This window comes from Klebsiella sp. Q2 (assembly GCF_009900705.1).
In the GTDB taxonomy this organism is placed as follows: domain Bacteria; phylum Pseudomonadota; class Gammaproteobacteria; order Enterobacterales; family Enterobacteriaceae; genus Klebsiella; species Klebsiella quasipneumoniae.
The window spans coordinates 386273-399600 of the sequence record NZ_JAAABE010000002.1; the positions used below are offsets into that span (position 1 = coordinate 386273).

Consider the following 13328-nt stretch of genomic DNA (forward strand, 5'->3'; position numbering starts at 1 on the left):
CGTCGGTTATGCCCTGCGCCATGCCCATGACCGGAAGCAGGTTATCGCCATCACAGTTTGTAAATTCTTCCCCCCGCCGGGAGGCAGCTTTCCTACACTCCAGGAAGTATTCACTGGAGGTAACACATCATGGCGAACACCATCACGGCTGATGAGATTCGGGAGCAGTTTTCGCAGGCCATGTCGGCCATGTACCAGCAGGAAGTTCCGCAGTACGGGACGCTGCTGGAGCTGGTGGCTGACGTCAACCTGGCGGTACTGGAAAATAATCCGAAGCTGCATGAACAACTGGCCAACGCCGACGAGCTGGCTCGCCTGAACGTTGAGCGCCACGGGGCGATCCGCGTGGGCACAGCGGAGGAACTGGCGACGCTGCGTCGCATGTTTGCCATCATGGGGATGTATCCCGTCAGCTATTATGATCTTTCACAGGCCGGCGTGCCGGTTCATTCCACGGCGTTTCGTCCTGTCGACGATGCCGCGCTGGCGCGCAATCCGTTTCGGGTTTTTACCTCGCTGCTGCGTCTGGAACTGATCGAAAACCGCGCTCTGCGTGAGCGAGCCGAGGCGATCCTCGCCCGGCGCAACATATTCACTCCCCGCTGTCTGGCGCTGATCGCCCGGCATGAGGCCGAAGGGGCGTTCACCCCTGCGGAAGCCCGCGAGTTCGTGCAGGAGGCGCTGGAGACCTTCCGCTGGCACCGGCATGCCACCGTCGATGAGGAGACCTACCACGCGCTGCATCGCGAGCATCGCTTGATAGCCGATGTGGTCTGCTTCCCGGGATGCCATATCAACCACCTCACGCCGCGAACGTTGGATATTGACCGCGCGCAGGCCCTGATGCCGGAGTGCGGCATTGAGCCAAAGGCCCTGATCGAAGGTCCGCCGCGCCGGGAGGTACCGATCCTCCTGCGACAGACCAGCTTCAAGGCGCTTGAGGAACCAGTAATGTTCGCCGGCGAACACCGCGGCACTCACAGCGCCCGCTTCGGCGAAATTGAGCAGCGCGGCGTGGCGCTGACGCCAAAAGGACGCGCGCTATACGACCGATTGCTGCAGGCAGCAGGGACCGGCAAAGACAATCTCAGCCACCAGCTGCATCTGCAGGAGGTATTCCGCGAATTTCCCGACAGCGAATTTCTGCTGCGTCAGCAGGGGCTGGCCTGGTTTCGCTACCGCCTGACGCCGGCTGGCGAGGCACATCGCCACGCGTTTCGCCCGGGCGACGATCCCCAGCCGCTGATCGAGCGCGGGTGGATAGTGGCCCAGCCTATCGTCTATGAGGATTTTTTACCGGTCAGCGCGGCGGGCATTTTTCAGTCCAATCTGGGTAACGAAACCCAGGCCCGCAGCCACGGGAATGCCAGCCGCGAAGCCTTTGAAGCGGCGCTGGGCTGTCCGGTGCAGGATGAATTTGAACTGTACCAGCAGGCGGAGGAGCGCAGCAAACGACGTTGCGGTCTGCTGTAAAATCAGTAACCTGCTGGCATCAGCCTTACAGGGAGCAGGTTATGCAACATCCGTCGAAACCGTTGGCGAAAACCCGGCAGGGCACGCTGGCCGGGAGTGCAGAGCAGGGGATCCATATTTGGCGCGGCATTCCGTACGCCGCGCCGCCCGTGGGGCCGCTGCGCTGGCGCGCGCCGCAGCCTCCCGCCCGCTGGCCGGGCGTGCGTCAGGCCGACGCCTTTTCCGCCGCCAGCTGGCAGGACATTGACTACTGCCGCGAACTTGGCGGCGGGGATCCCGGTCGCTTCAGCGAAGACTGTCTCTATCTCAACGTCTGGGCCCCCGCCAGCGCAGCGCAGCCGCTGCCGGTGATGGTCTGGCTGCACGGTGGCGGGTTTACCATCGGCGCCGGTAGCCTGCCGCCTTACGATGGCCTGGCGCTGGCCAGCCGCGACGTGGTGGTGGTGACGGTCAACTACCGTCTGGGCCACCTCGGCTTTTTCGCCCACCCGGCGCTGGAAGAAGAGGCGGGCGAGCGGCTGTATAACTTCGCGCTGCTCGACCAGATCGCCGCCCTGCAGTGGGTCCAGGAAAACATTCACGCCTTCGGCGGCGACGCCGCCAACGTCACGCTGTTTGGCGAATCCGCCGGGGCGCGCAGCGTGCTGTCGCTGATGGCCTCGCCGAAAGCGAAAGGGTTGTTCCATAAAGCGATTATTCAGAGCGGGTATACCTTACCCGATCTGCCGCGGGAAAAGGCGCTGGAGAAAGGCCGTCTGCTGGCGGAACATTTCGCCTTACCACAGGCCAGCGCTGAGCAACTGCGGGCAATCCCGGCGGAGGCCTTCTGGTCGCTTTCCGCCCCGCTGAATATCGGCCCAGCGCCCATCGCAGGCGATATCGTGCTCCCGCAGCCGATGCTGGAGACCTTTTTTGCCGGGCGCCAGCATCCGATGCCGGTGATCATCGGCTCCAACAGCGATGAAGCCAGCGTGATGGCGGTGTTTGGCGTCGACATCGCCGGGCAGATCCAGAAGCTGCGTCGTGAGCGCCGTCTGGGTCTGGGACTGATCAAACTCCTCTATCCCGGCGTAAAAGGCGATGAAGCGCTGGGGCGGGAAGTCTGTCGGGATATGGCGTTTACCACCCTCGGCTATGTGGTGATGCAGGCCCAGCAGCGCGTGGGCCAGCCATGCTGGCGGTACTGGTTCGATTATGTCGCGGAAGCGGAACATGACGCCTATCCGCACGGCGCCTGGCACGGCAACGAGGTGCCCTACGTGTTTGATAACCTGCGGCTCACCGACCCGGTGCGGCAGTATGCCAGTGAAGCGGATCTGGCCTTCGCCGCTCAGGTCGCTGACTACTGGGTCCAGTTTGCCCGCGTCGCCAGCGGCGAGCAGGTGCTTGCCGGCGTGGTGCGCTGGCCGGCGTGCCTGCGCGGACGGGATCGTTTGCTGCGCATTGGCCTGCATAAGCGTGCCGGGTTTAAAGTGGAGAATCGCTTTATGCGCGCCCGGCTGGCACTGTTTCGCCGGGTGATGAAGCACCACGTGACCCTCGAATAAAGGGGATGGGGGCGGCTCAGCGGGGCACGCCCCTGCTGCAGGCCGCGGGTGGCTAAGAAACGGCCCGGCGATGAGACAGGGCGCCGGGAGAGTGCTGTCCGCTTTGTTTAAGGCGGGTTTGCGTTAGATATTGTGCTCTCCCTCCGCCGGCGATGAAAAAACAGCCTGTTCTGGTAGACAGGGCTTTTTTACCGTTTTTCTGCTGGCAACAATTGGATTATTAATCGTTTTTGTCTAGAGTGGGCGGAAATTATCACGCAGCGTGATGACGCGTTGCGAATCATTTCACCCGTGCAGAAGGACGCTTTCTCAGGCATGAACCGCAGACGTTTTCTTAAATCTTCCATGGCTGTTGCCGCCGTATGCGGAACGTCAGGAGTCGCTTCCTTATTCAGTCAGGCCGCGTTTGCTGAAGACGCGGGCATTGCCGACGGGCAGACGCGTCGGTTCGATTATGCCGTGCTGCAGGCGATGGCCCACGATCTGGCGCGCCAGCCGTGGGGCGGGGCACCGCGCGATCTGCCGCCGACGCTGGCCAATCTCACCCCGCAGGCTTATAACAGCATTCAGTATGACGCTAACCACTCGCTATGGAACAATATTGAAGAACGCAAACTGGATATCCAGTTTTTCCACGTCGGGATGGGGTTCCGTCGCCGCGTGCGCATGTTCTCTTTAGACGCCGCCACCCAGCAGGCGCGCGAGATCCACTTCCGTCCGGAGCTGTTCAAGTACAATGACGCCGGGGTAGATACCCGCCAGCTGGAAGGACAGTCCGACCTCGGCTTCGCCGGGTTCCGGGTATTTAAAGCACCTGAGCTGGCGCGCCGGGATATCGTGGCGTTTCTCGGCGCCAGCTATTTTCGCGCGGTAGACAGCACCTACCAGTATGGCCTGTCGGCCCGTGGGCTGGCGGTGGATACCTTTACCGATACCCCGGAAGAGTTCCCCGATTTCACCTCTTTCTGGTTCGAAACGGTCAAAGGGGACGCCACGGTCTTTACCGTTTACGCCCTGCTCGACAGCCCGAGCATCACTGGCGCCTACAAGTTCACCATCCACTGCCAGGATACCCAGGTCATTATGGACGTGGAGAACCATCTCTACGCCCGCAAGGATATCAAACAGCTGGGGATCGCGCCGATGACCAGCATGTTCAGCTGCGGCAACAACGAGCGTCGGATGTGCGATACCATCCACCCGCAGATCCACGACTCCGATCGGCTGTCGATGTGGCTGGGCAACGGCGAATGGGTCTGCCGGCCGCTGAACAACCCGCAGAAGCTGCAGTTCAACGCCTTCCAGGACAAGAACCCGCGCGGCTTTGGTCTGCTGCAGCTGGACCGTGATTTTTCCCACTACCAGGACGTGATGGGCTGGTATAACAAGCGTCCCAGCCTGTGGGTTGAGCCGCGTAACCAGTGGGGCAAAGGGGCGGTCAGCCTGATGGAGATCCCGACCACCGGTGAAACGCTGGATAATATCGTCTGCTTCTGGCAGCCGGAAAAGGCAGTGAAGGCGGGCGACGAACTCGACTTCCGCTACCGTCTCTACTGGAGCGCACAGCCGCCGGTCAGCACACCGCTGGCGCGTGTGCTCGCCACCCGCACCGGGATGGGGGGCTTCCCGGAGGGATGGGCGCCGGGCGAACACTACCCGGACAAGTGGGCGCGTCGTTTTGCCATCGACTTTGTTGGCGGCGATCTGAAAGCGGCCGCGCCGCGCGGTATTGAACCGGTGATCACCCTCTCCAGCGGCGAAGCGAAGCAGATTGAAATCCTCTACGTCGAGCCGTTCGATGGCTACCGGATCCTCTTCGACTGGTATCCGACTTCCAACTCGACCGACCCGGTGGAGATGCGTCTGTTCCTGCGCTGTCAGGGAGAAGCCATCAGCGAAACCTGGCTCTATCAGTACTTCCCGCCGGCGCCGGATAAACGTAACTACATTGACGACCGGATCATGAAATAACCCCGTGACAGCCGTGGCCCCAGGCACCCCCTGCGGGCCCGTAGAGAGCCCCATGACCACAGACATTCCAGCAGTACCGGAGTCGATCCCGGTGACCGAGGCGCTGACGCTTATCGCCATTGATGAACGCTACGTCAGCGACCTGCACCAGCTGGTGGTGAAAAACCAGCGCTGGCTACAGCAGTCGCTCAGCTGGGCCGGCGAGGTGCGCAGCGAAGAGGAGACCCGCCGCCATGTGCAGGGTAACGTGATGCTGCATCAGCGGGATTACGCCAAAATGTTTTTGCTGTTTCTCGAAAAGCGGCCGATTGGCGTTCTGTCGTTCAACCAGATCGAGCCGCAGAATAAGACGGCCTATATTGGCTACTGGATCGATGAGGATCACCAGGGGCAGGGGTATCTGTCCCGTTCCCTGCAGGCCTTTATCCACCACTATGCCCGCAGCGGGCTGGTGCGCCGGTTTGTGATCAAATGTCGGGTGGCGAATACCCGCAGCAACCAGGTGGCGTTGCGTAACGGGTTTGTTCTGGAAGGCTGTCTCCGACAGGCCGAGTATCTGAACGGCAGCTATGACGATCAGAATATCTACGCCCGTATTATTGACCGCGACGAGGCGCTACAGGGCGCCTAACAGCGGCGTTCGGGTGATCTGCTGTTGGCCGCCGAGGGTCTTCGGGCCGCGCAGGTGAATGGCTTCTCCTTCCCGTGCGGCGATTTGCACCTCGTCCCCAAGAGTGACCTGGTGCTCAACGATCACATCGCCGACGATGACAGCCCGCCCCTGGATCAGCACGTCATCATCAAGCAGAATCGGTCCACCGCGCAGCTGCGCCTCGCCGCCCACCATCGCCCGATGCTTTAGCAGACAGTTGCCTTCAATCACCGCATTCTCCGCGACCTGCGAGCTGTAGCGCACGGTGGGAATGGCGTCCTCACCGCGTCCCGCGATCAGACGGGCATGCCCGTAAATCCGCGCGTTATCGCACACCCAGACGTCGTTCTCCTCGTTTCCCTCGAGCCTGGCATGGTCAAAGACTTCCGCCCGATGTTCGACAAAAGCGTGTTCGACGAAGGCCTCGCCATAGATCTGCGCCTGGTGGAGAATGCGCGACGCGCTGACGGTGGCTCGCTGATAAATCTGCAGCACTTTGTCGCGATCGGCGGTCAGCCCACGGGCGGCAATGACTTGACAGTGGGGCAGAAGACGAGCCTCATCGGCGAGGCGACAGAAGCCGCGCACCAGACTCTGGCTAATCGTGACGTTGTCACCAATCTGCGCGTGATGGCTGACCTGCGAGGCGTGAATGGATGCCCGTCCGCTGATGATAGCCCCATGGCTGACCACGCAGGGGCCATTGAGTCGGGCATCGTCGAGGATGCGCGCCCCGGCGAAGACCACGCTATTGGCATCGTAGATCCAGCACTCTCCCTGCTGGCTGAGGGCGCTTTCTTCATCCACCCAGCCGCCTTCGCTGCCCGCTTTGACGTCAGCGAAATCGATAAGCGCCACAATCTGGCGCAGGGTGACGCACTGTTTGCCATCCTCTTCCTGGTAACAATACTGCCGGGTCTGTTCGCTGAGACGGTATTTACGCATTCCCGATCCTCATTACTTATGGTTAACATAAACATAGCAAAGATCGCCGTAGCGCGTGGTATAAGGTTCCTTTAGAATGCAACTTCAAATTTAATTGATAACATCAATAAAATGAGCAAAACGTATAGGTCGCAGCAGGTGCTTAACCTGCCGGCGGGATATTTTGGCATGGTGCTTGGCACCATCGGGATGGGCTTTGCCTGGCGTTACGCCAGCACCCTCTGGCCGGTCAGCCGCAGTATTGGTGATGGGCTGGTGACGCTGGCGATAGCGATATGGGTCCTGCTCAGTATGGCGTTTATCAGCCGGGCGATCCGCTTTCCGGCGAGTGTGCTGCAGGAGATGCGACATCCGGTCAGCAGCAGCTTCGTCAGCCTGTTTCCCGCCACCACGTTGCTGGTATCGATTGGTCTGGCGCCCTGGTGCCGACCGCTGGCCATCGGGCTGTTTGTGCCGGGCGTGGCGCTGCAGCTGGCCTATGCCGCCTGGCAAAGCGGCGGCCTGTGGCGGGGAAACCATCCTCGCGAGGCCACTACGCCGGGGCTGTATCTGCCCACGGTGGCGAATAATTTTATCAGCGCGATGGCCTGCGGCGCGCTGGGGTTTACCGACGCCGGACTGGTGTTCCTTGGCGCCGGGGTCTTCTCCTGGCTGAGCCTCGAGCCGGCTATCCTCCATCGTCTGCGCAGCGCAGGCGAACTGCCGACCGCGCTGCGCACGTCGCTGGGGATCCAGCTGGCGCCTGCGCTGGTGGCCTGCAGCGCCTGGCTCAGCGTTAACGGCGGTGAGGCCGATACCTTCGCTAAGCTGCTGTTCGGCTACGGTCTGTTACAGCTGCTGTTTATGCTGCGTCTGATGCCCTGGTATCTTCGCCAGCCGTTCAATGCTTCTTTCTGGAGCTTCTCGTTCGGTATCTCCGCCCTGGCCACCACCGGCCTGCATCTGGGCCAGGCGAAGGCGGACAGCTTTTTTCATCATCTGGCGCTGCCGCTCTTTATTTTTAGCAATCTGGTCATCGGCCTGCTGCTGCTGCGCACAGGGCTGCTGTTGGTCAGCGGGAAACTGTTGCTACAGGTCGACCGGGAAACACTCCTGAATAAGAAGGAAGGATCATGACAACGCGAGACGCGGATTATTTTAGTGAAAAATATGGCCTGACCCGCACCCACTCTGAGGTGCTGCATGCCGCGACGATTGTGCCGCCGGGAAGGGCGCTGGATCTGGGCTGCGGCAACGGACGTAACAGTCTTTATCTGGCGGCGAATGGCTTCACGGTGACGGCGTGGGATAAAAATGCGATGAGCATCAACAATCTGGAGACTATTCGCGCCGCCGAAGGGCTGGATAATCTGCAGACCGCGGTGAAAGACCTCAACAGCCTGGCCTTTGACGGCGAGTATGATCTGATCCTCTCCACCGTAGTGATGATGTTCCTCGAGCCTGACACCATCCCTGGACTCATCGGCAATATGCAGCGCTGCACCGCCGCCGGGGGCTATAACCTGATTGTCGCGGCGATGGACACCGAGGACTATCCCTGCACCGTCGGCTTCCCGTTTGCTTTTAAACCCGATGAACTTCGGGAGTACTACCGGGACTGGGAATTACTGAAATATAATGAGGACGTCGGTGAGCTGCATCGGACCGACGCCAGCGGCAACCGGATCAAATTGCGCTTCGCCACGCTGCTGGCGCGCAAGCCCGCATAATCCTCAGCGGCGCGTGTAATTACTGAGATTGACCGCGCCGCCTCTCACGAATACACCTCGGATCAAGAAGCGCGAAAATCCTCGCTGAAAAGAAAGGTTAAAGCCGACCTGTTAACGTTTTAAGTAATTATTTAATAACGTAATGTTGATCCCATCAATATTTGTATATCTTCCTTGACGAAGCCCTCATTTTGTCACAAAACTAGTGGGTCTTATCTGCTATAACGTCTGCCGAAAAAACTGCATTTACAGGGATCTCTTTATGCGTACTCGCGTGTTATTTAAAGTCGCCGCTCTGGCGGGGATGTTAGCGTTGACGGGCTGTGCGTCCAAACTGGCGCAACCGAATCAGTATTCGGGCTTTTTAAAAGACTATTCCAACCTGAAAGAAGCCACCACTGCCTCCGGTAAGTCGGAGCTGCGTTGGATCGATCCAAACTACAATCCGGCCAACTACGATAATGTCGTCTACCATCCGGTAACGTACTATCCAGTACCGAAGCCGACGACCCAGGTGGGTGAAAAGGCGCTGCAGGATATTTTGAATTACACCAACAAACAGCTCAAACAGGCCATTTCCGAGCGTAAACCGCTGGCAACCACCGCCGGCAAGCGTAGCCTTATTTTCCGCGGGGCGATTACCGGAGTGGACTCCAGCAAAGAAGGGCTGCAGTTCTATGAAGTGGTTCCGGTAGCGATGATTGTTGCCGGTACTCAAGCCGCCACCGGCCATCGTACGATGGACACCGACCTCTATTTTGAAGCCGAACTGATTGACGCCAGCACCAACAAGCCGGTGATCAAAGTGGTTCGTAAAGGTGAGGGCAAAACCCTGGCCAATGAAAACACGCCGCTGACTATCGAAACCATGAAGCAGGTGATCGATGATATGGCGGTAGACGCCGTCAAATTCGACCCTTCCCAGCGGTAATCTCGTCAGCGCCGTCTGCCGACGGCGCTGATTTATCTTCCGCCGTTTCAGGCCAGCTTTCGGCGCAGCAGCAGCTGTTCCGGTTTGGCAAACATCACCAGATTACCCAACAGGATCAGCGCCAGTCCGATAACGGCGTTGCTGTGCCATACATACCCTTCATAGACGGTGGAGATGGACAGGGCGACCAGCGGAAACAGCAGCGTACTGTAGGCGGCTTTGCTGGCGCCGATGCGCCCTACAAGGGTGAAATAGGCGCCGAAGGCGACAACTGAGCCGAACAGCGCCAGGTAAAGCAGGGCGCCAAGATAGCTGACGGTCCACTCCGGCATGAAATTATCCCCGCGGAGCAGAGCGATAGCCCCCATCACCAGCGTGCCGTACAGCATCGCCCAGCTGTTGGTGGTCAGCGTCTCCAGCCCCCGCCGCTGGTGACGAATACTGAACATATTGCCCAGCGAAAAGCCATAGGTGCCCAGCGCGCTCAGACCGATCCCCCACAGTAGCGTTGCGTTTAGCCCGTTGGCCAGCAGGTCATCCCAGAACAGGGTGACGATACCGGCCAGACCGAGCGCGGCGGCAGCCCAGAAGCGTCCCGGCGGCTGCTGGCGGAAGAAAAGAAAGCTGTTGATGGCGTTAAACAGTACCGCCATGGAAAAGATCACCGATTCCAGACCGGTGTTGATCCAGGCGGCGGCGGTATAAAAGCACCAGAAATTGAAGCAGAAGACGCAGCAACCCTGCAGCAGGCAGCAGAAATGGTCCTTCGCGCCCAGCGGCCGCAGACGTCGTGTGACGAGCAGAATCGTCAGCATTGTGACGCTGGCCACGGCGAAACGCCAGAATATCGATACCGGCGCCGCCACCGGCCCCTGCTGTAAAAAAATAGCAATCCACGTCGTCCCCCAGATAACGACAACGAGTGCATAAAGTAATGCGTTCACCCTGGTTCTCCTCTGCTTGTTGAACGGAGGAGTATGCCGCCTGCCGCAACCTGCGGCTTTCATCCGCTTGTTGTCGGCTTGCAAATTCTTGCGCTTATTTGTCTTTTGCCGGCGGTGAGGACTGGAAACCGCATCGCAGTCTCCCTAGACTAGAGTTTTCTTGACAGAACAGATGTGTGAAGGCGATGGGTTACGGGACGTTTGAAACATTACGGCGACAGAATGCGGTGCTGAAGGGCACCGTGGAGCTGAATTCCGGTATTCAACTGGCCGCGTGGTATAACAACTGCGATACCGTGACGGTGCGCAGCGATCATCATACCTTAAGCCTGTACATCGCCGATGGTTATGAAAGCTATCAAAAGACGCCGCACGGCTGGAAGAATGGCGGCGGCCCGGATCGCTTTTGCCTGATGCCGAAAGGCGATGAAAGCGTCTGGGATATCCGCGGCGATCTGTCGTTTGTCCATCTCTATTGTACCGATGCGCATCTGCGCCGCGTTGGGGAGGAAGTGTGGGATCGCAGCCCGGCTAACTTCACCCTTCAGGAAAAAACCTTCGCCAGCGATGACAAAATCACCAGCGTGTATCGTCAGTTTTTGCTGGCTAATGACTGGCGACAGCCGGCGAACCAGCTGACACTTAGCGCCGCCAGCAGTTTGTTGCTCACCCATCTGATCCAGCACTATTCCACAGTGCAGTGGCGCTTGCCCTCGGTCACCGGAGGACTGGCGCCAGGGGTGAAGCGTCACGTGCTGGCCTGGATCGACGCTCATCTCGATCAGCCGTTGACCCTGGCCGACCTGGCGCAGCAGGCGGGACTGAGTGAATTTCATTTTGCCCGTATGTTCCGCCAGTCGCTGAATATGGCTCCGCATCAATATGTGATGCAGCAGCGAATGGCGAAGGCGCAAAACCTGATCTGCCACAGCGCGCTGCCGCTCACCGAGATCGCTCTGGCATGCGGTTTCAGCTCCGCCAGCCATTTCAGCCATCGGGTCAAAGCCGCCACCGGCCTGACGCCCTCCCAGCTACGGGCGGCGCAGCGCGGATAACACGCCGTAGCTCACTCCGCCGAGCATCACGCCCCAGAACGCCGAACCAATTCCCGCCAGCGTCACCCCGCTGGCGGTGATCAGAAAGGTCAGCACCGACGCGTCGCGCTCACTGGCCTGGTGTACCGCCTGAAACAGGCTACCGCCGATGGTGCCGAGCAGCGCCAGGCCGGCCAGCATCTGGATCCACGCTGTCGGCAGGGCCGACATCAGCGCAGTGATCGATCCCCCGAACAGACCGGCCAGCAGATAAAAACCGCCGGCGGCCATGGCCGCCAGCCAGCGCTGCTGAGGATCCGGGTGCGCTTCCGGGCTCTGGCAGATGGCGGCAGTGATCGCCGCAATACAGATGGAGTAGACCCCAAACGGCGCCAGCAGCAGCGCCAGCCCCCCGCAGACAACGATCAGCGCGGAGACCGGTACGACATAGCCTGCTGCCTGCAGGGTAGCGAACCCGGGCGCGTTCTGTGAAGCCATGGTGACGAGGAAGAACGGCAGGCCGACGCTGAGCAGCAGCGCCGGGGTAAACTGCGGGGCGATCCATTCCGGTGCGACAAACGCCAGCGGCACAGCGGTGCTGGCCACCTCCCCGGAGACCGCGGCTATCAGCGCCCCCGCAGCCAGCGCGGCCACCACGGCGAAGCGGGGCCACAGCGCCTTACACAGAAGCCAGGCGGCGAGCATGCCGCCGCACAGCAGCAGATGATCCTGTAAGCCGGCGAAGGCCTGCAAACCGAAACGCAGCAGAATGCCGGCCAGCATCGCGGCGGCCAGCGAATGGGGAATGATTTTCATCAGCCAGGCAAACAGGCCGGTGACGCCGCAGAGGACGATCAGCGCATTGGCGAAGATAAATACCCCCACCGCCTCGGGGAGGGTCACCCCCTGCAGGCCGCTGACCAGCAGGGCGGCGCCCGGCGTTGACCAGGCGGTGAGCACCGGCACTTTTCGCCAGCCGCTCAACGCGAGGGTGCTGACGCCCATGGCGAGGCCCAGGGCCGTCATCCAGCCGGCGATCTGCCCGGTCGTGGCGCCGGCGGCCGCGGCGGCCTGCCAGATGATGGCGGCAGAACTGGCGTAGCCCACCAGCACGGCGACGAAGCCGGCGAACAGGGTGGGAAGCGGAACGGTAAACGAGCGCATAGTTTTCTCTTGTGCGTTATAACGTCCGCTTACTCTATCATTGTACGTTATAGCGCACAAGCTATCCGCGGCGTGAGGGTAGCGCCACCGAGGTGCTCGTCGCAAACGGCCCGCGATGCCGCTAATCGCCCTGTAGAATGAGGCAAATGGGGGTATACTCTGGGCTGAAAAATCAGGAGGTAGGATGAATATTGCGCAACATCTGGCGGCCACCCTCAAACATCTGCGTCAGCAGCGCGGCTGGAGCCTGTCGCGTCTGGCGGAAGAGACCGGGGTGTCGAAAGCCATGCTCGGGCAGATAGAGCGGAATGAATCGAGTCCGACGGTAGCGACGCTGTGGAAGATTGCCACCGGGCTGAACGTGCCGTTTTCGGCATTTATCGTTCCGGATGACAGCGTGGCGCCCTCCGCGTTTGACCCGCAGCAGCAGGCGATGGTGGTAACCCCGGTCTTTCCGTGGGACCCGGAGCTGCGCTTTGATCATTTCTCGATAACCCTCGCTCCCGGGGCGTTGAGTGAATCGACGCCGCATGAACAAGGGGTGATTGAGCATGTGGTGGTGATTAGCGGTACTCTGGAGCTCTGCTTACAGGGGGAATGGCACTCGCTGCAGGCGGGTGAGGGTCGGCGCTTTGCCGGCGATGCGGCGCATGCCTATCGGAACAGCGGCGTCCTGGCGGCTCATTTCCATTCGCTTATCCATTATCCAAAAGAAAAAACCGCGGGCGAACCCGCGGCCAGACAAGATGACTGATGATAACCACTCACAACGTGACGAGGAAAATCCGGAATACGTAATGACAGTACTCGGTACGGTGATTTGAAGGAAATATCTTTTCCTTCAATACTTTGCTGAAAACTGAAAATTCGTCGTCCCATGACGGCGGAAAAGGTTTTCGTCTGCGCCCGGTTCTGACTACAATAGCCGCCATTTCGACCCCCTTATACTGGATAACAA

13 protein-coding genes are annotated in these 13328 nt (G+C 60.1%); 9 read left to right on the plus strand and 4 right to left on the minus strand.

Annotated features, from left to right (window positions below; all coding sequences use genetic code 11):
* The first annotated feature begins 129 nt into the window (after nucleotides 1-129).
* The 4 genes from GT756_RS09605 (at nucleotide 130) to rimL (ending at nucleotide 5622) form a co-directional block, all read left to right on the plus strand.
* Nucleotides 130-1473, plus strand: coding sequence for a VOC family protein (locus GT756_RS09605; protein ID WP_023318417.1), 1344 nt, complete (start codon nucleotides 130-132; stop codon nucleotides 1471-1473).
* A gap of 41 nt (nucleotides 1474-1514) precedes the next feature.
* Nucleotides 1515-3020: a carboxylesterase/lipase family protein gene (locus GT756_RS09610; protein WP_080841518.1), complete on the plus strand. Its 1506-nt coding sequence runs from the start codon at nucleotides 1515-1517 to the stop codon at nucleotides 3018-3020.
* A gap of 315 nt (nucleotides 3021-3335) precedes the next feature.
* Nucleotides 3336-4991 (plus strand): glucan biosynthesis protein D, encoded by a 1656-nt coding sequence (locus GT756_RS09615; RefSeq protein ID WP_049003833.1) that lies wholly within the window; start codon nucleotides 3336-3338, stop codon nucleotides 4989-4991.
* A 52-nt stretch (nucleotides 4992-5043) separates the two neighbouring features.
* Entirely contained in the window at nucleotides 5044-5622 is a 579-nt protein-coding gene (rimL, locus tag GT756_RS09620; RefSeq protein WP_004202802.1) for a 50S ribosomal protein L7/L12-serine acetyltransferase, read from the plus strand.
* Here the strand turns inward: rimL and ydcK are convergent.
* The gene (gene ydcK, locus GT756_RS09625) at nucleotides 5608-6588 is read right to left on the minus strand and encodes a YdcK family protein (RefSeq protein WP_049092912.1); all 981 of its coding nucleotides are present in this window, start codon (nucleotides 6586-6588) and stop codon (nucleotides 5608-5610) included. The genes rimL and ydcK overlap by 15 nt on opposite strands.
* Nucleotides 6589-6699: 111 nt before the next feature.
* On the opposite strand from ydcK, the gene tehA reads away from it, so the two are divergent.
* The 3 genes from tehA (at nucleotide 6700) to GT756_RS09640 (ending at nucleotide 9228) form a co-directional block, all read left to right on the plus strand.
* Nucleotides 6700-7704: a dicarboxylate transporter/tellurite-resistance protein TehA gene (gene tehA / locus GT756_RS09630; protein WP_160124727.1), complete on the plus strand. Its 1005-nt coding sequence runs from the start codon at nucleotides 6700-6702 to the stop codon at nucleotides 7702-7704.
* On the plus strand, nucleotides 7701-8297 hold the full coding sequence (tehB, locus tag GT756_RS09635) for a tellurite resistance methyltransferase TehB (RefSeq protein WP_017900473.1): 597 nt from the start codon (nucleotides 7701-7703) through the stop codon (nucleotides 8295-8297). Before tehA ends, tehB begins: the two co-directional genes overlap by 4 nt.
* 262 nt (nucleotides 8298-8559) lie before the next feature.
* The gene (locus GT756_RS09640; protein WP_004202796.1) at nucleotides 8560-9228 is read left to right on the plus strand and encodes a DUF3313 domain-containing protein; all 669 of its coding nucleotides are present in this window, start codon (nucleotides 8560-8562) and stop codon (nucleotides 9226-9228) included.
* A 47-nt stretch (nucleotides 9229-9275) separates the two neighbouring features.
* Here GT756_RS09640 and GT756_RS09645 read toward each other — a convergent pair whose 3' ends face one another.
* The gene (locus GT756_RS09645; protein ID WP_032456156.1) at nucleotides 9276-10172 is read right to left on the minus strand and encodes a DMT family transporter; all 897 of its coding nucleotides are present in this window, start codon (nucleotides 10170-10172) and stop codon (nucleotides 9276-9278) included.
* 185 nt (nucleotides 10173-10357) lie between these two features.
* Between GT756_RS09645 and GT756_RS09650 the strand changes: the two genes are divergently transcribed.
* Nucleotides 10358-11227, plus strand: coding sequence for a helix-turn-helix domain-containing protein (locus GT756_RS09650; RefSeq protein ID WP_004202793.1), 870 nt, complete (start codon nucleotides 10358-10360; stop codon nucleotides 11225-11227).
* Here the strand turns inward: GT756_RS09650 and GT756_RS09655 are convergent.
* Nucleotides 11204-12370 carry a benzoate/H(+) symporter BenE family transporter gene (locus tag GT756_RS09655; RefSeq protein WP_160124728.1) on the minus strand — a complete coding sequence of 389 codons (1167 nt, stop codon included), beginning with the start codon at nucleotides 12368-12370 and terminating at the stop codon, nucleotides 11204-11206. The genes GT756_RS09650 and GT756_RS09655 overlap by 24 nt on opposite strands.
* Before the next feature lie 184 nt (nucleotides 12371-12554).
* Here GT756_RS09655 and GT756_RS09660 point away from each other — a divergent pair, with 184 nt between their 5' ends.
* Complete coding sequence (locus tag GT756_RS09660; RefSeq protein ID WP_004202791.1) at nucleotides 12555-13124, plus strand: helix-turn-helix domain-containing protein; 570 nt, start codon at nucleotides 12555-12557, stop codon at nucleotides 13122-13124.
* A gap of 10 nt (nucleotides 13125-13134) precedes the next feature.
* Here the strand turns inward: GT756_RS09660 and GT756_RS09665 are convergent, their stop codons facing one another.
* Nucleotides 13135-13302, minus strand: coding sequence for a hypothetical protein (locus GT756_RS09665; RefSeq protein ID WP_032425876.1), 168 nt, complete (start codon nucleotides 13300-13302; stop codon nucleotides 13135-13137).
* Nucleotides 13303-13328 lie beyond the last annotated feature (26 nt).

Coding starts and splice junctions, on each gene's coding strand:
- GT756_RS09605 (WP_023318417.1), top strand. CDS start 130: ATGGCGAACACCATCACGGCTGATGAGATTCGGGAGCAGTTTTCGCAG.
- GT756_RS09610 (WP_080841518.1), top strand. CDS start 1,515: ATGCAACATCCGTCGAAACCGTTGGCGAAAACCCGGCAGGGCACGCTG.
- GT756_RS09615 (WP_049003833.1), top strand. CDS start 3,336: ATGAACCGCAGACGTTTTCTTAAATCTTCCATGGCTGTTGCCGCCGTA.
- rimL (WP_004202802.1), top strand. CDS start 5,044: ATGACCACAGACATTCCAGCAGTACCGGAGTCGATCCCGGTGACCGAG.
- ydcK (WP_049092912.1), bottom strand. CDS start 6,588: ATGCGTAAATACCGTCTCAGCGAACAGACCCGGCAGTATTGTTACCAG.
- tehA (WP_160124727.1), top strand. CDS start 6,700: ATGAGCAAAACGTATAGGTCGCAGCAGGTGCTTAACCTGCCGGCGGGA.
- tehB (WP_017900473.1), top strand. CDS start 7,701: ATGACAACGCGAGACGCGGATTATTTTAGTGAAAAATATGGCCTGACC.
- GT756_RS09640 (WP_004202796.1), top strand. CDS start 8,560: ATGCGTACTCGCGTGTTATTTAAAGTCGCCGCTCTGGCGGGGATGTTA.
- GT756_RS09650 (WP_004202793.1), top strand. CDS start 10,358: ATGGGTTACGGGACGTTTGAAACATTACGGCGACAGAATGCGGTGCTG.
- GT756_RS09655 (WP_160124728.1), bottom strand. CDS start 12,370: ATGCGCTCGTTTACCGTTCCGCTTCCCACCCTGTTCGCCGGCTTCGTC.
- GT756_RS09660 (WP_004202791.1), top strand. CDS start 12,555: ATGAATATTGCGCAACATCTGGCGGCCACCCTCAAACATCTGCGTCAG.
- GT756_RS09665 (WP_032425876.1), bottom strand. CDS start 13,302: ATGGCGGCTATTGTAGTCAGAACCGGGCGCAGACGAAAACCTTTTCCG.